At 61.7% G+C, this 15,146-nt stretch carries 12 protein-coding genes; 5 read left to right on the plus strand and 7 right to left on the minus strand.

Annotated features, from left to right (window positions below):
- Positions 1 to 15 precede the first annotated feature (15 nt).
- From GV002_RS09345 to GV002_RS09360, 4 genes are all read right to left on the minus strand, one after another.
- A complete protein-coding gene (locus GV002_RS09345) occupies positions 16 to 879 on the minus strand; it encodes a helix-turn-helix transcriptional regulator (protein WP_160018036.1) in 864 nt (287 codons plus the stop codon).
- 205 nt (positions 880 to 1,084) lie between these two features.
- Positions 1,085 to 1,588: a hypothetical protein gene (locus GV002_RS09350; protein WP_160018037.1), complete on the minus strand. Its 504-nt coding sequence runs from the start codon at positions 1,586 to 1,588 to the stop codon at positions 1,085 to 1,087.
- A 165-nt stretch (positions 1,589 to 1,753) separates the two neighbouring features.
- Positions 1,754 to 2,647 carry a chemotaxis protein CheV gene (locus GV002_RS09355; protein ID WP_072424018.1) on the minus strand — a complete coding sequence of 298 codons (894 nt, stop codon included), beginning with the start codon at positions 2,645 to 2,647 and terminating at the stop codon, positions 1,754 to 1,756.
- 58 nt (positions 2,648 to 2,705) lie between these two features.
- The gene (locus tag GV002_RS09360; protein WP_160018038.1) at positions 2,706 to 3,728 is read right to left on the minus strand and encodes a zinc-dependent alcohol dehydrogenase family protein; all 1,023 of its coding nucleotides are present in this window, start codon (positions 3,726 to 3,728) and stop codon (positions 2,706 to 2,708) included.
- Positions 3,729 to 3,946: 218 nt separating this feature from the next.
- On the opposite strand from GV002_RS09360, the gene GV002_RS09365 reads away from it, so the two are divergent.
- From GV002_RS09365 to GV002_RS09380, 4 genes are all read left to right on the plus strand, one after another.
- The gene (locus GV002_RS09365) at positions 3,947 to 4,861 is read left to right on the plus strand and encodes a LysR family transcriptional regulator (RefSeq protein ID WP_100548906.1); all 915 of its coding nucleotides are present in this window, start codon (positions 3,947 to 3,949) and stop codon (positions 4,859 to 4,861) included.
- 186 nt (positions 4,862 to 5,047) lie between these two features.
- Entirely contained in the window at positions 5,048 to 6,286 is a 1,239-nt protein-coding gene (mexE, locus tag GV002_RS09370) for a multidrug efflux RND transporter periplasmic adaptor subunit MexE (protein WP_160018039.1), read from the plus strand.
- A gap of 29 nt (positions 6,287 to 6,315) precedes the next feature.
- Complete coding sequence (locus tag GV002_RS09375) at positions 6,316 to 9,495, plus strand: efflux RND transporter permease subunit (RefSeq protein ID WP_160018040.1); 3,180 nt, start codon at positions 6,316 to 6,318, stop codon at positions 9,493 to 9,495.
- Complete coding sequence (locus GV002_RS09380; RefSeq protein WP_160018041.1) at positions 9,492 to 10,880, plus strand: efflux transporter outer membrane subunit; 1,389 nt, start codon at positions 9,492 to 9,494, stop codon at positions 10,878 to 10,880. The genes GV002_RS09375 and GV002_RS09380 overlap by 4 nt, the downstream gene beginning before the upstream one ends.
- Before the next feature lie 68 nt (positions 10,881 to 10,948).
- On the opposite strand, the gene GV002_RS09385 is transcribed toward GV002_RS09380, so the two are convergent.
- A complete protein-coding gene (locus GV002_RS09385) occupies positions 10,949 to 12,799 on the minus strand; it encodes a diguanylate cyclase (RefSeq protein ID WP_160018042.1) in 1,851 nt (616 codons plus the stop codon).
- A gap of 160 nt (positions 12,800 to 12,959) precedes the next feature.
- Between GV002_RS09385 and GV002_RS09390 the strand changes: the two genes are divergently transcribed.
- Positions 12,960 to 13,313 carry an MmcQ/YjbR family DNA-binding protein gene (locus tag GV002_RS09390; protein ID WP_017676915.1) on the plus strand — a complete coding sequence of 118 codons (354 nt, stop codon included), beginning with the start codon at positions 12,960 to 12,962 and terminating at the stop codon, positions 13,311 to 13,313.
- Here GV002_RS09390 and GV002_RS09395 read toward each other — a convergent pair.
- The gene (locus GV002_RS09395) at positions 13,299 to 14,021 is read right to left on the minus strand and encodes a DUF1294 domain-containing protein (RefSeq protein WP_160018043.1); all 723 of its coding nucleotides are present in this window, start codon (positions 14,019 to 14,021) and stop codon (positions 13,299 to 13,301) included. The two genes, GV002_RS09390 and GV002_RS09395, sit on opposite strands and share 15 nt — an antisense overlap.
- Positions 14,018 to 14,848 carry an undecaprenyl-diphosphate phosphatase gene (locus tag GV002_RS09400; RefSeq protein ID WP_160018044.1) on the minus strand — a complete coding sequence of 277 codons (831 nt, stop codon included), beginning with the start codon at positions 14,846 to 14,848 and terminating at the stop codon, positions 14,018 to 14,020. Before GV002_RS09400 ends, GV002_RS09395 begins: the two co-directional genes overlap by 4 nt.
- Positions 14,849 to 15,146 lie beyond the last annotated feature (298 nt).

Below are 15,146 nucleotides of genomic sequence, written 5' to 3' on the forward strand. Positions count from 1 at the left end.
TGGGCTTGGCCAGAGTCAATCGCGGTAAATCTGCACCTGCAGCTTCGCTGGCGGGTCCTCCCCTTCAGCCCGTAGCCATTCGCCTGGCGGTTGCCCGACGTGCTGGGCAAAGGTACGCGAGAACGACGCTTGCGATGCGTAGCCCACTGCATCGGCGACCACCTTGATCGGCATCCCCTCACGCAGCAGATCCTGCGCCACCTTCATGCGCCAGGCCGTCACATAGGCCATGGGCGTCATGCTCATGACCTCGGAGAACAGCGCTGCGAACTTGGTACGCGACATCTTCGCCAACGCTGCCAGACGCTCGACGCTCCAGGCCAGCTGGGGTTCCTGGTGAATGCAGATCAGCGCGGGCCCCAGTTGACTGTCTTGCAGCGCATAAAGCAGGCCGCTGGTTATGCGCCCTTCGTTCACCGCGCGGCGCACCAGCAGGACGAACACGTATTCGAACAGCAGGTTCAACGCCTTGCTCCGGCCGGGTGCCTGTGTACGGAATTCGTTGACCAGTGAGCCGATCACCGGCCCGAGCTGCTCAAGGGCGCTCAGCGGAAACACCAGGGTTTCCAAAAGGCCCAGCGGAAATGGCTGCTGCCCCGAACGCCCGAACTGGAACGAGGAGCAGATCAGATCCACGCCGCCGGGCTGGTGCGCACGCAGCTTGTAGCAACAGGTGCTGGGACAGAACAGAACGCTGGGTTCACTGATCGCGATACGAGGCTTGTCGGCGTGCACCATATCCAGTGCACCTCGCTCGATCACGTGGATGAATGCCATGCCAGGAGGTTTATCCAGCACCAGGGTACCGTCTACCGGGCCGGCGAATAACAGTCGCCCTTGCAGGCTCGTGCGCTCGAAGAACTCGGAAAGAACATCCATATTGGTAACGACCTGATAAAGATTCTCTACGTTGGTGAAAGCTCAACCGGTTAGAGCCCATGGGTTGAACCGTCGTCGATTGATAGACAGTTCAACTCATGAAAATTCCAACGGTCATTCACCAGGACGGAGAATCATCCGTGATTTACATCACGGTTTTTACAGGCCCAACCCTGAACCACCCATCCAACAAGGCGCACGCCGATCAGATCAGCCCATAGGAATGACCATTGTCTTCTGACTGGGCCTGCATCTTGGCTCGCTCCTCCATGCGCTGGGCAATTTCTTCTTCGACTGCCTTCTGCTGCTCAGGTGGCAGCGCCTCGATCTCCTCTTCTGTCATGCCTATTTCCTTGAGGATACTGTCGCGCATCTTCTCGGCCGGAGTCATCGCCATGTAGGCCTTGAAAGCCTCCAGCGCGGCGTTACCACCCTCATCGCCCAGTGGCTTTTCTACCTGCCCTGAACTGACTGATGTCTCGACCTTGCCATCCGGCGCGTTCTGCAGGGCGACGCGCAAACGAGCAAAGCCCTCCTCCGTAGCCTGCCTGGCGCGGAACTCGCGTTCAGACTCGGCGTTCGCCGTGCGCGTGGTCTTCTCGACATTGCGCGCCAACTGGGCCAGCTCGCCCTGCTCTTCACTCTGCTTGTTGCGAAATCCCGTCAGGGATATGCCACCGTAACTGCCAATACCTCCAATCGTGCTCATGCCGTGCTCCTTGACTGAGTTGCAATTGCCAGGCGCACTGATTCAAAGCGCATGCCAGCTCATGAGGCGCGCTTAACCAATTGAAAGTATTGAATTTTATAATCGACTAGAAAGGAAGCGAGGCAACCCCTTGCCGTCAAGCGGCAAGGGGTTGCAGTGGCGGGCTCAGTGCTGCCCGCTCATTTGCCGGAAGGCATCGAGCAGTGCCTGGCTGAGATCGACCGAGGAAAACTTGGTCAGTACTGCGTTGGCTCCGACCGAACGCGCCTTCTCGGTATTCATGGTGCTGTCCAGCGAGGTGTGCAGCAGCACGTAGGTGTCGGCAATATCGGGACTGCGACGGATTTCCTGAACCAGGCTGTAGCCATCCAATTCAGGCATCTCGATGTCCGAGACCAAAAGCTCGAATGGCATCCCGGCCTGATGGTATTCGTGCAGTTGCTGCAGAGCAGCCTGGGCACTGCGCACTGCCGTGCAATCGAGCCCCAGTTGGCGCAGCACGTTGAGGGTCTGTTGCAGCGCGACTTGCGAATCGTCGACCAGCAACACACGGCGACCTTGCAGCAGGCGAGCATCCTGGCCGTCGAGCAGTTGCCCGACGGGTGCTTCCTCCAGCGCAGGCGCAATGTCGTGCAGTACCTTCTCGATATCGAGAACCTGCACGATGGCGCCATCGATCTGGGTCACACCCGTAATGAAGGCACGATTACCGGCCCCGGCGGGTGGCGGACGCACGTCACGGGTGGAGCACTGCACGATACGCTCGACACTTTTCACGTGCAGCCCCTGACGCGAGCGGCTCAACTCGGTGACGATCAGGCAGCCGTCATCTTCGTCAGCCGCACCGCGTTCGCCGATGGCGCGAGCCAGATCGATCACCGTCATCGCGGCGCCACGCAAGGTGGCGATGCCGCGCACGTTGGGGTGACGATTGGGCAGCTTGGTCAAGGCTGGACAGGGAATGATCTCGTTGACCTTGAGCAGGTTGATCCCCAGCAGGCGGCCGCTATGCAAACGAAACAACAACAACGATAGCGCGTCGCCGGTAACCAGACTCATGTACCTATCCTTAGAACGAACGTAGACCTAGGTTATAGCGACCGCATGGCCAAGGACTTTAATCCGTGGCCAGTTTCAGGGCCACCCGCCCGCGGTTCGGGCAGGTTTCCATGTAGCGATGCGCTTCGACAAAATCTTCGAAGTCGAACACCTTGTCGATCACCGGCGTCAGCAGGCGGTCCGCAGTCATCTGGTTGATGTGCGTGAGCGCGCGTTGCACGGCATCATTGTTCGGCTCGATACCCAACTCCGGGCACCCGGTGAAATCCAGCACGCAGTGACGGAAGAACTGCAGGTGCTTTTTGAATGCGGCGCAAGCAGGGAAAGCCGTATCGTTGCCGCCATTGATGCCATACAGGATCAGCTTGCCGCGCGGCGCGGCGATATCACCCAGCAGCTTCATCTGCGGGCCGGCACACTGGTCGAGAATCACCTCGACACCCTTGCCTTCGGTGTAGCGCTCGACTTCCAGGACCAGGTCCTGTTCCTCGGTGGCGATCACCTTGTCGGCACCCAGGCCACGCAGAAACTCGCGATCCTCCGAAGAACTGGTGGAAACGATGACCTTGGCACCCAGCGCCTTGGCCAGTTGCACGGTCTGTGGTGCCATGCAGTGGCTGGCCTCGGTGATCAGCACATGCTGGCCGGGTTTGAGGTGAGCGAGATCGTTCAGAGCCAGGTAGCCGAACAGCAGGCTGGTGTAATGAACACTGGCCTCGACCGGGCTGAGAACGTCGGGATAACGGGTCAGGGCATGGCTGGGCATCAGCACCAGATCACCCCAGGTCGGGTAACGGTTCGGCGTGCTCGCAGGGAAACCTGCAACGGCGGTGCCGACTTCGAAGTCGTTCACGCCCTCGCCCAGCACCGCAACGGTGCCGGCCAGTTCGAAACCGGTACCGGCTGGAAGCTTGGCCTGCTCGGCCGCCAGGTTCTGACGCCACAGCACGTCTTTCCAGCCCAGGCCGACGGCCTGAACGCGCACCAAGACTTCGCCAGGGCCGGGCACAGGGGTCGGAACCTCTTCGTACTGGAGCACATCGGCATCGCCGAACTTATGAAAACGGATCATGCGGGACATCGCTTACCTCGAGCTTGATCGCGGATTAACACTTCAATGACTGTGGACTCTATCCGCTGTGCGGCGGCGACACTATCAGACTCTATCGATAGTCTTCATGCCTGTCAGTGATTCAGCGACTTTCAATCCGCTACACACTGCCCGTACTATTGCCCGGGCAAAGGCTCTCATTTGCAGCGCCGTGCTGACAAGGCCCGTATCCCTCGAATGGTACCCGGATGAACCGCAACGACCTGCGCCGCCTCGATCTGAACCTGTTGATTGTCTTCGAGACCTTGATGCACGAGCGTAGCGTGACGCGAGCCGCGGAGAAGTTGTTTCTCGGCCAGCCCGCCATCAGTGCGGCGCTCGCTCGTCTGCGTACCCTGTTCGATGACCCCCTGTTCGTGCGTACCGGTCGCAGCATGGAACCGACACCGCGCGCGCAGGAGATTTTCGCCCTGCTCTCGCCGGCGCTTGACTCGATCTCCACCGCTGTCAGCCGCGCCGCCGATTTCGATCCCGCGACCAGCAAAGCTATATTTCGCATCGGCCTCTCCGACGACGTCGAGTTCGCCCTGCTGCCAGCTATGCTCCGACGCCTGCGCGCAGAAGCGCCGGGCGTGGTGCTGGTGATTCGCCGCACCAACTATCTGATGATGCCCGGCCTGCTGGCATCTGGTGAGATTTCGGTGGGCGTGGCCTACACCGAAGAGCTGCCGGCCAACGCCAAGCGCAAGGTGCTGCGTCGCACAAAGGCCAAGCTGCTGCGCGCCGACACCGTACCCGGCGCGCTCAGCCTTGACGATTTCTGCGCACGTCCCCATGCGCTGGTGTCCTTCGCCGGAGACCTCACCGGTTTCATCGATGACGAACTGGCCAAGCTTGGACGCGAGCGCCACATCGTATTGGCCGTTCCGCAGTTCAACGGCCTGGCGACTCTGCTGGCGGAAACCGATATCGTCGCCAGCGTGCCGGACTACACTGCAGCCGCCTTGACCGCAGCCGGCGGCCTGCGCGCCGAGGATCTGCCGCTAGAGGCGCAAACCTACGAACTGCATATGGCTTGGCGTGGCGCCCAGGACAACGACCCAGCCGAGCGCTGGCTGCGCTCGCGCATTCAGATGTTCTGCGGCGACCCAGACAGCCTCTGACAAACATCCGGAAACGCACCATCCAAGTGCCGCCAGGAACCTTGGTGCACCTTCGTAGATCGAAATTGATATAAGTGCGTCGTTTATCATTCCCGATGATATTGAAATTCATGGCGTTCGATTCGTAGCCCTTCAAGACTCGTCGCAGACTCCGCCAATCCACAAATCCGACTGGCGGAGTCACCCATGGAACAGCAGCACAAGAACATCTGGATATTCCCCCTGGCCCTCGCCGGTGTACTCGCACTCAGCGGGTGCGAACAGGCTGCGCAAACTCAGGCGCAAATGCCCGCTCCCAAGGTCAGCGTCGCCGAAGTCATCGAACAGCCGATCAACGAGTGGGACGAGTTCACCGGGCGTCTCGAAGCGCCGCAGTCCGTCGAAATCCGCCCGCGCGTTTCCGGTTACATAGACAAGGTCGCTTTCGACGAAGGCACCCTGGTGAAAAAAGGCGATCTGCTGTTCCAGATCGACCCGCGTCCGTTCCAGGCGGAAGTCAAACGCCTCGAAGCCCAGCTGCAACAGGCCCGCGCCGGCCAGGCCCGCGCCGCCAACGAAGCACGCCGTGGTGAGCGTCTGCGTCAAAGCAACGCCATCTCCGCCGAACTGGCCGATGCTCGTGCCAGCGCCGCCACCGAAGCACAGGCTCAGGTCGCCGCAATCGCCGCCGAGTTGGAAAACGCCCGCCTCAACCTCAGCTTCACCCGCATCACCGCGCCCATCGACGGCCGCGTCAGCCGCGCCGAAATCACCGAAGGCAACCTGGTCGGTGCCGGCGAGAGCCTGCTGACCTCGGTGGTCTCCACCGACAAGGTCTATGCCTACTTCGATGCCGATGAACGTGCCTTCCTCAAGTATGTCGAGCTGGCCCGTGAATCCGGCTCCGACGCTCGTGGCGCCAGCCCGGTGTACCTCGGTCTGTCCGATGAGACCGACCATCCACACCTGGGCCAACTGGACTTTCTCGACAACCAGGTCAACCCGCGCACCGGCACCATTCGCGGCCGCGCCGTGTTCGACAACCAGGATGGCCGCTTCACCCCGGGCCTGTATGCCCGTCTGAAGCTGGTGGGCAGCAAGCCCTACGCTGCCACCCTGATCAAGGACGAAGCCGTCGGTACCGACCTGGGCAAGAAGTACGTGCTGGTGCTGGGTGACGACAACGCCGTGGCCTATCGCTCCATCGAGCTGGGGCCGAAGCTTGAAGGTCTGCGCATCGTCCGCAGCGGCCTGAGCAAGGGCGAGAAGATCGTGGTCAACGGCCTGCAGCGCGCCATGCCTGGCTCCACCGTCGATCCGCAACCGGTGTCCATGGCCGATGACAGCACCCTCGAACAACTGGCCCGTATGCGCCAGGCCGTCGATGGTAGCCAGGCCCCGCGCATCGCCGCCGACAAAATCGAAGCTCGCTCGCCGCGCGGCTGATCAAGCCCGCGCGACTAGAGGAAAGACTCATGAATTTCTCGCAATTCTTCATCCAGCGGCCGATCTTCGCCGCGGTGCTGTCGCTGCTGATCCTGATCGGCGGCGCCATCTCGCTGTTCCAGCTACCGATCAGCGAATACCCGGAAGTGGTGCCGCCCACCGTTGTGGTGCGTGCCGACTTCCCGGGTGCCAACCCCAAGGTGATCGGTGAAACCGTCGCCTCGCCGCTGGAACAGGCCATCGTCGGCGTCGAAGGCATGCTCTATATGTCGTCGCAGTCGACCATCGACGGCCGCCTGACGCTGACCGTGACCTTCGCCCTCGGCACCGACCTGGACAATGCCCAGGTACAGGTGCAGAACCGCGTCACCCGCACCATGCCGACACTGCCCACCGAAGTGCAGCGTCTCGGTGTGACCGTGGACAAGGCCTCCCCGGACCTGACCATGGTGGTGCACCTGACCTCGCCGGATCAGCGCTACGACATGCTCTACCTGTCCAACTACGCCGCGCTCAACGTCAAGGACGAACTGGCGCGCCTGGACGGTGTCGGTGACGTGCAGCTGTTCGGCATGGGTAACTACTCACTGCGCGTGTGGCTCGACCCGAACAAAGTGGCTTCGCGCGGGCTGACTGCCACTGACGTGGTCACCGCCATTCGTGAGCAGAATCGTCAGGTCGCCGCAGGTGCCCTCGGCGCGCCGCCTTCCGATGCCGGCAACAGCTTCCAGCTGTCGATCAACGCCCAGGGCCGCCTGGTCTCCGAGGAAGAGTTCGAGAACATCATCATCCGCGTTGGCGACAACGGCGAGATCACGCGTCTTCGCGATATTGCCCGCATCGAGCTGGGTTCCAACCAGTACGCCCTGCGCTCGCTGCTGAACAACCAGCCAGCCGTGGCCATCCCGATATTCCAGCGCCCTGGCTCCAACGCCATCGCACTGTCCGACGCGGTGCGCGAGCGCATGGCCGAGCTGAAGCAGAGCTTCCCGCAAGGCGTGGACTACGAAGTGGTGTATGACCCAACCATCTTCGTCCGCGGGTCCATCGAGGCGGTGGTGCACACCCTGCTCGAAGCCGTCGTGCTGGTGGTGCTGGTGGTCGTGCTGTTCCTGCAGACCTGGCGCGCCTCGATCATCCCCCTGGCTGCCGTGCCGGTGTCCTTGATCGGCACCTTCGCGGTCATGCACATGTTCGGCTTCTCGCTCAACGCGCTGTCGCTGTTCGGCCTGGTGCTGGCCATCGGTATCGTGGTGGACGACGCCATCGTCGTGGTGGAGAACGTCGAGCGCAACATCGCCCTGGGCAAATCGCCGGTCGAGGCCACTCGGCAGGCCATGAAGGAGGTGACCGGCCCTATCGTCGCCACCGCCCTGGTACTGTGCGCCGTATTCGTGCCGACTGCTTTCATCTCGGGGCTCTCGGGCCAGTTCTACCAGCAGTTCGCACTGACCATCGCGATTTCCACGGTGATCTCGGCGATCAACTCGCTGACCCTGTCGCCAGCACTCGCCGCCATCCTGCTCAAGGATCACAACGCGCCGAAGGATGCCTTCTCACGCGGGCTCGACAAGTTGTTCGGTGGCTGGCTGTTCGCTCCGTTCAACCGCATGTTCGAGCGCGCCAGCAACCGCTATGTCGGCACTGTGCGCCGTGTGCTACGTGGCAGCAGCATCGCCATGCTGGTCTATGGTGGCCTGCTGGTGCTCGGTTACCTGGGCTTCTCCAGCACTCCGACCGGTTTCGTGCCGCAGCAGGACAAGCAGTACCTGGTGGCCTTCGCCCAGTTGCCGGACGCCGCGACGCTCGATCGCACCGAAGCAGTGATCAAGCACATGAGCGAAATTGCCGGTAAACATCCTGGTGTGGAAAACACCATTGCCTTTCCCGGCCTGTCGATCAACGGTTTTACCAACAGCCCGAACAGCGGCATCGTCTTCGTCGCCCTCAAGGACTTCAGTCTGCGCAAGGACGAAAGCATGTCTGCCGGCGCCATTGCCGCAGAGCTCAATGGCCAGTTCGGTGAGATTCAGGAGGCCTACCTCGCCATCTTCCCGCCACCGCCGGTACAGGGCCTGGGCACCATTGGCGGCTTCCGCCTGCAAGTTCAGGATCGAGGCAACCTGGGCTATGAAGAGCTGTACGCGCAGACCCAGAACATCCTCAACAAGGCCCGCCAGTTGCCGGAGCTGAACCCGATGTCGGTGTTCACCAGCTATCAGGTCAACGTACCGCAGGTCGATGCCGCCATCGACCGCGAAAAGGCCAAGACCCACGGTGTGGCCATCAGCGACATCTTCGACACCCTGCAGGTTTACCTGGGCTCACTCTACGCCAACGACTTCAACCGTTTCGGCCGCACTTACCAGGTCAACGTCCAGGCCGACCAGCAATTCCGCCTGGAGCCAGAGCAGATCGGTCAGCTCAAGGTGCGTAACAACCGTGGCGAGATGGTGCCGCTGTCGACTTTCGTCAAGGTCGATGACAGTTCCGGCCCTGATCGGGTGATGCACTACAACGGCTTCCTCACCGCCGAGATCAACGGTGCCGCCGCGCCGGGTTACAGCTCGGGCCAGGCCGAGGCAGCCATCGCCAAACTGCTCAACGAGGAACTGCCGATCGGCATGACCTTCGAGTGGACCGATCTGACTTACCAGCAGATCCTCGCCGGCAATACCGCGATCTTCATCTTCCCGCTCTGCGTGCTGCTGGCCTTCCTGGTGCTGGCTGCCCAGTACGAAAGCTGGAGCCTGCCAATGGCTGTGATCCTGATCGTGCCGATCGTGCTCTTCACCGCCATCGCCGGGGTGATCATCGCGGGTATCGACAACAACATCTTCACTCAGATCGGTCTGATCGTGCTGGTGGGCCTGGCGTGCAAGAACGCCATTCTGATCGTCGAGTTCGCCAAGGAGAAACAGGAAGAGGGGCTCGACCGTGTCGCGGCCGTGCTTGAGGCCTGCCGCCTGCGTCTGCGCCCGATCCTGATGACCTCGATCGCCTTCATCATGGCCGTGGTGCCGCTGGTGCTGTCCAGCGGTGCAGGCGCCGAGATGCGCCATGCCATGGGCGTGGCAGTGTTCTCCGGGATGATCGGCGTGACCTTCTTCGGTCTGCTGCTGACGCCGGTGTTCTATGTCCTGATCCGCGGCTTCGTCGAAAAACGCGAAGCCCGCAAAGCCGCCCGTCTGCAGGAGTCGCATGCATGAAAGCCTTTGCCCCCGCTCTCCTGACCCTGGCGCTGTCGGCCTGTGCCGTCGGCCCGGATTATCGAGCGCCCGTGACCGACCCAGCGCGCATTGCCGCGCTGGAAGCGGCCGATTACGACCGCAGCCGTTTCGAAGCCGCCTGGTGGCAGCAATTCGACGACCCGACGCTGAACCAGTTGGTGCAGCGCTCGTTGCAGGACAACCGCGAGCTGCGCGTGGCCTTCAACCGCCTGCGTGCGGCACGGGCGATCCGCGATGACGTGGCCAACGACCGCTTCCCCACCGTCACCAGCCGCGCCAGTGGCGAGTTCGGCAAGGCCCAGCAGCCGCCGACCACGGACGAGCGCATCCGTCAGGAACGCTACGACCTGGGGCTGGACATGGCCTGGGAAGTGGACCTGTTCGGCCGTATCCAGCGCCAATTGGAAGCCAGTGAAGCGCGCATCGAAGTGGCCGAAGCTGATTACTACCAGTTGCAGGTCAGCCTGATCGCCGAACTGGTCGATGCCTACGGAACCCTGCGTGGCGCACAACTGCGCGAAAGCATCGCCCGCGAGAACCTGAAGAATCAGCAGGATTCGCGTGCCATCACCGAGCAGTTGCGCGATGCCGGTGTTGGCAACGAGCTGGACGTACTGCGCGCCGATGCACGTCTGGCCGCCACCGAAGCCAGCCTACCGCAACTGCAGGCGCAGCAGGTGCGTGCACAGAATCGCATCGCTACCCTGCTTGGCCAGCGCCCGGAGCAGTTGCAGATCGACCTCTCGCCCAAGCCCCTTCCAGTGATTGCCAAGGCGCTGCCCATCGGCAATCCGGCCGAGCTGCTGCGTCGCCGCCCGGATATCCAGGCGGCCGAGCGGCAACTGGCGGCGGCTACTGCAGAGGTTGGCGTGGCGACGGCAGATTTGTTCCCGCGCGTCAGCCTCTCCGGCTTTCTCGGCTTTACTGCCGGGCGCGGCTCGCAGCTGGGGTCGTCTGCGGCCCGCGCCTGGGGTGTGGCGCCAAGTATCAGCTGGGCGGCCTTCGATCTCGGTAGCGTGCGGGCGCGCCTGCGCGGCGCCGAAGCCGAGGCCGATGGCGCGCTGTCGCAGTACGAGCAGCAGGTGTTGCTGGCGTTGGAAGAGTCGGAAAACGCCTTCAGCGACTACGCCAAGCGCCAGCAGCGCCTGGTTTCCCTGGTGCGCCAGGCCGAAGCCAGCCGCGCGGCGGCGGATCAAGCGGCGATTCGCTATCGTGAAGGCACGGTGGATTTCCTCGTGCTGCTGGACGCCGAACGTGAGCGCCTGGCCGCCGAAGATGCCCAGGCCTCGGCGGAGGTCGAGCTTTACAGCGGTATCGTCGCGATCTACAAGGCGCTCGGTGGCGGTTGGCAGCCGCAGGCCTGAACCCACTCTCCCCGGTCGGCGCCATGCCGACCATCCTCAGCCCCAGGGTTCGATGCTCTGGGGCTTTTTTATGAGTCGCTCGCTACCCGGTTACGGCCCTGCGCCTTGGCCCGATACAACGCGGCATCGGCCCGTTGCAGGAGGCTTTGTGGCGGGCTTGCGGCATCGCTTCGCATCGAGGCGACGCCGATACTGATGCTGATATGGCCCAACGGCGAGTGTTCGTGCGGCAGCGCCAATGCCGCCACGGCTTCTACCAGCTTCTCTGCCATGCTTTGCGCGCCATCGAGGCCGGTAGACGGTGCCAGAAAGACGAATTCCTCACCCCCATAGCGCGCCACTAGGTCGGTGGAGCGATTGATGGTCGCAGCCAGGGTATGTGCAATCTGCTGCAGACAGCTGTCGCCAGCCAGATGGCCGTAGTGGTCGTTATAGGCCTTGAACCAGTCGACATCCACCAGTGCCAACGCCAGAGGGTAGCCAACACGCTGGGCACGCTGCCATTCCTTGATCAAGACCTCGTCGAAGTGTCGGCGGTTGGCGATACCGGTCAAGGCATCGGTCAGGCTCAGCGTCTGCAGGCGGCTGTTGAGCACTCGCAGCTCTTCGGTACGCTCGGTGACGCGGTGCTCCAGCTCGCGCTCCGAACGTTGCAGGGTTTCGACCAGTTGCTCCTGAGTTTGCAAAAGTCGTGCTTGCGCCTGGAGCTTTTCCTGGCGCATGACGTTGATACGGTCGGCCAGGGCGAAGGCCAGTAGCAGCATCTCCAGCGATGAGCCTATCTGCAGGCCATCCACGGTAAAGGCATTGGTCGGCAAGATGCCCATGGCACGCAGGGTGGTGGTTGCGCCACCCAGAATCAGCAGGCCAAAGGCGGCCAGGAAGAAGTAGGCGCTGCGCTGACGCTTGAGGGCGCAGGCCAAGGCCACGCCCATCATCACGAAAGCCGTCAGCAGATTGATCACGATGGCTATGCGCGATACCTGCGCCAGAGCGGTGGCGTAGATCAACGGGGAAACCAGATACAACGCTACCAACGCCAGCAACCAGCGGTCGACCCGCGGCAAAAGACGTGCGGTCTGCAACATGCTGCGCATGAACAGCAGCATGCCGCTCAATGCCAGTGATGCGCCCGAGTAATAGGCCACGTTGGAGTTGAGCGGCAGGCCGAACAGCGTCCAGTCTGGCGCCATACCGTTCTTTATGGTCAGGGCGCAGACGGCGCACAGTACGAAGGTCACGTAGAGCAGGTAAATACGCTCACGCAGGGCGATGAACAGCATCAGGTTGAACAGGATCATCGCAACGGCGATGCCGATGTAGCCGGCGCGCGCCATGTAGTCCTCACGCGCATAGGCCTGAAAACCTTCGACGGTCCAGAGCTGCAGCGGTACCAGTAGGCCAATGCTCGACTCGACCCGAAGATAAACCTCCTGCTGCGAGTTGGCCGCCATGTACAGCGGGAAGACAAAGTTGCGATTGTCGTAGGCCTTGGTTGTCTGCGGACGATCAGCGCCTGTGCGCCAGGCGCGATAGCCGCCCTGCCCGTCCGGCACGTAGGCGTCGACCTGGGAAATGCGCGGGTTGTCCACTACCAGCAAACGGGTCAGTGCCTGGTTGCTGCTGTTGCCGATGGCCAGGCGGAACCAGTAGGCCGAACGAGTGAAACCCAAAGCAAACGACGCGCTTGCGATGCGCTCGTGATGGAAGCGCTCGGCCATTTCGGCCGAGCGAGCGGTCTCGATCGTCAGTGTACGAGTAGAATCCTCTAGGAGCCCTACCCATGTCGTCAGTGACAAAGGCTCCTCTTTCAGCTGTGCACTATCGAGTACACGATCTTCTGCCCACGCGCCAAGCGAGCAGATCATCGAACTCAACAACAACCAACGGATTAACCGAAGACGATGGCGGCGATTCATGAGCACATTTCGAGGGCAGCGCGGACCGAGATATGGTCAGTGCATGATCAGAGACCTAAAGGCTTCAACACAAGCTTAATAGATGCCCAAAAGCCAGGAGCCTTTACTGGCCAGCCCAGGCTGTCACCCTGGACACTCAAAACAGGCAAGGAGACCCACTATGACGCCGGATCAGATCGCCGCCTTCTGCCTCGCCTTGCCCGGCGCCCGCGAAGACCTCAAATGGGGTAGCAACCGGGTGTTTTCGGTGGCGGGCAACAAGATGTTCGCCATTCTCGATTTTCTTGGCGAGGACCTGGCCTTCAAGGTCGATAACGACCTGTTTCTCGGTCATGTAGACCGTCCGGGCATCCGCCCTGCCCCGTATCTGGCTCGTGCTTACTGGATCAGTATGAGCGCCCACCGGCCGCCGCTGGGCGACGATGAGCTGCGCCAGTTGCTGACGCGCTCGCATCAACTGGTGGTGCGCCGCCTGCCCAAGCGCCTGCAACCCGGCCTGCTACTGGACGAATAAGGGTATGTGGCGGGCGATGTAGGTACCGTCGAGCAGCAGCAGGTCGATCCAGAACAGCTGATGAACTGCGACGATCAGCCAGAAAACGGCCTGATAGGACGCCTTGCGCGTCTTGTGCCGGAACATCTGCTGAGCGATCAGCGCACCTGGCCAGCCACCAGCCAGCTCGACCAGATGCAGCGTATTCTCCGCTGTGCGTCGGTCACCCGTCTGGGCACTGCGTTTATCCAGCCAGTACTGCAGGAAACTCAGCAGGCTGGCCAGCAGATAGAGCGGTAATACCCACCAGCCCCCCTTGCCGAACAGCGTTACGGCGCCGAGCAATGGCAGGACGCAGAGCAACGCGAGCACCACAGCCTTGCTGGAGAAGTTGTGGATGGAGCCTTGAGTGGATGATCGCAGCGCGAGTTTGGCAGCAGCCTTGCGTGCTGCAGGAATAGCCTTGCCGGGCGTTTTCGGTTTGCGCCGGATCGCCTGGTGATCGAGGCTGAGCTCGCCAGCCAGGCGCAAGTGCTCGGCGCGTGGCCGCCCTCGCTCGTCACGCCCTTCGATGAACAGCACCTCGTCGCCCGGCAGCGGGCGGCGATCACCGCGCATCACCGAGATGTGCGCGAAGACATCAGCGCCACCATTGAACGGTTGGATGAAACCAAAACCCTTGGCATCATCCCAGCTTTTCAGGCGCCCCTTGCGCTCTTTACCAATCACGGCTGCGCCGTGCTCCAGTCGATCAGGTGCAACTGCCAGGTAGCGAGAATCACCAGGCCGAAGGCGATGCGGTACCAGGCGAACACCGCATAGCTGTGGCTGGTGATGAACTTGAGCAGCGCGCGCACGGTGATCATTGCAACGATGAAGGTGCTGATGAAACCGATGGCGAAGATCGGCAAGTCACTCATCAGCAGGATGTCGCGGTACTTGACCAGCGAATAGACCGTAGCGGCGACCATGGTCGGCATGGCCAGGAAGAAGGAGAACTCGGTCGCCGCCTTGCGCGACAAACCGAATACCAGGCCGCCGATGATGGTGGCACCCGAACGGGACGTACCCGGAATCAGCGCCAGACATTGCGCAAAGCCAACCTTCAGCGCCAGCTTCCAGGTCATGTCGTCGACCGTTTCGGCCTTGATCGCGTGTTCGCGCTTCTCTGCCCAGAGCATGATGATGCCGCCAATGATCAACGCCATGGCGACCGTGATCGGATTGAACAACCAATGTTCGATCAGATCGGCGAAGGCCAGGCCGAAAATCACCGCCGGAATGAATGCCAGCAGCAGGTTGAAGGTGAAACGCTGCGCGTTCGGGTCGCTGGGCAAGCCGATTACGACACCGAGTACCTTCGTTCGAAACTCCCAGATGACGGCCAGGATGGCGCCAAGCTGGATGATGATCTTGAACGCCGTCGCCTTCTCGCCATTGAACCCCAGCAAATCACCAACCACGATCAGGTGCCCGGTGCTGGAAATCGGCAAGAACTCGGTCAGGCCTTCCACTATGCCCAGAAGCAGGGCCTGAAAGGCCACCCATAAATCCATCAAATCCCCCAAAGCGCGGCAACTACCTACGCGTAAAACTCAGAACGTGGAGCATGGCCCCGGCCCTGGGACACAAAACCGTCATGGAGGTTCCTTGCAACGGTCTAGCCCGGTACTCATTCAGGTTCTGCGCCGGGCTGCCGAAATGCTATCAGACAACTAGAGTGAATAATGCCTCGATGTGACAGTATTGCTCTGCGCCCTTCGAGGCAGCCCTGAAGCCGACAATTACAACAATCAGGAATTCGTCCATGAACAGCTTACGTAGTCTTCCCATCAGCCGCCGTCTATGGCTGAT

The sequence above is a fragment of the Pseudomonas sp. 8O genome, from assembly GCF_902506495.1.
GTDB classification, from domain to species: Bacteria; Pseudomonadota; Gammaproteobacteria; order Pseudomonadales; family Pseudomonadaceae; genus Aquipseudomonas; species Aquipseudomonas chaetocerotis.

Excerpts from the sequence above, each read along its gene's own strand:
- GV002_RS09365 (WP_100548906.1), top strand. The coding sequence starts at position 3,947 with ATGAACCGCAACGACCTGCGCCGCCTCGATCTGAACCTGTTGATTGTC.
- GV002_RS09355 (WP_072424018.1), bottom strand. The coding sequence starts at position 2,647 with ATGAGTCTGGTTACCGGCGACGCGCTATCGTTGTTGTTGTTTCGTTTG.
- mexE (WP_160018039.1), top strand. The coding sequence starts at position 5,048 with ATGGAACAGCAGCACAAGAACATCTGGATATTCCCCCTGGCCCTCGCC.
- GV002_RS09390 (WP_017676915.1), top strand. The coding sequence starts at position 12,960 with ATGACGCCGGATCAGATCGCCGCCTTCTGCCTCGCCTTGCCCGGCGCC.
- GV002_RS09400 (WP_160018044.1), bottom strand. The coding sequence starts at position 14,848 with ATGGATTTATGGGTGGCCTTTCAGGCCCTGCTTCTGGGCATAGTGGAA.
- GV002_RS09375 (WP_160018040.1), top strand. The coding sequence starts at position 6,316 with ATGAATTTCTCGCAATTCTTCATCCAGCGGCCGATCTTCGCCGCGGTG.
- GV002_RS09345 (WP_160018036.1), bottom strand. The coding sequence starts at position 879 with ATGGATGTTCTTTCCGAGTTCTTCGAGCGCACGAGCCTGCAAGGGCGA.
- GV002_RS09360 (WP_160018038.1), bottom strand. The coding sequence starts at position 3,728 with ATGTCCCGCATGATCCGTTTTCATAAGTTCGGCGATGCCGATGTGCTC.
- GV002_RS09350 (WP_160018037.1), bottom strand. The coding sequence starts at position 1,588 with ATGAGCACGATTGGAGGTATTGGCAGTTACGGTGGCATATCCCTGACG.
- GV002_RS09385 (WP_160018042.1), bottom strand. The coding sequence starts at position 12,799 with ATGAATCGCCGCCATCGTCTTCGGTTAATCCGTTGGTTGTTGTTGAGT.
- GV002_RS09380 (WP_160018041.1), top strand. The coding sequence starts at position 9,492 with ATGAAAGCCTTTGCCCCCGCTCTCCTGACCCTGGCGCTGTCGGCCTGT.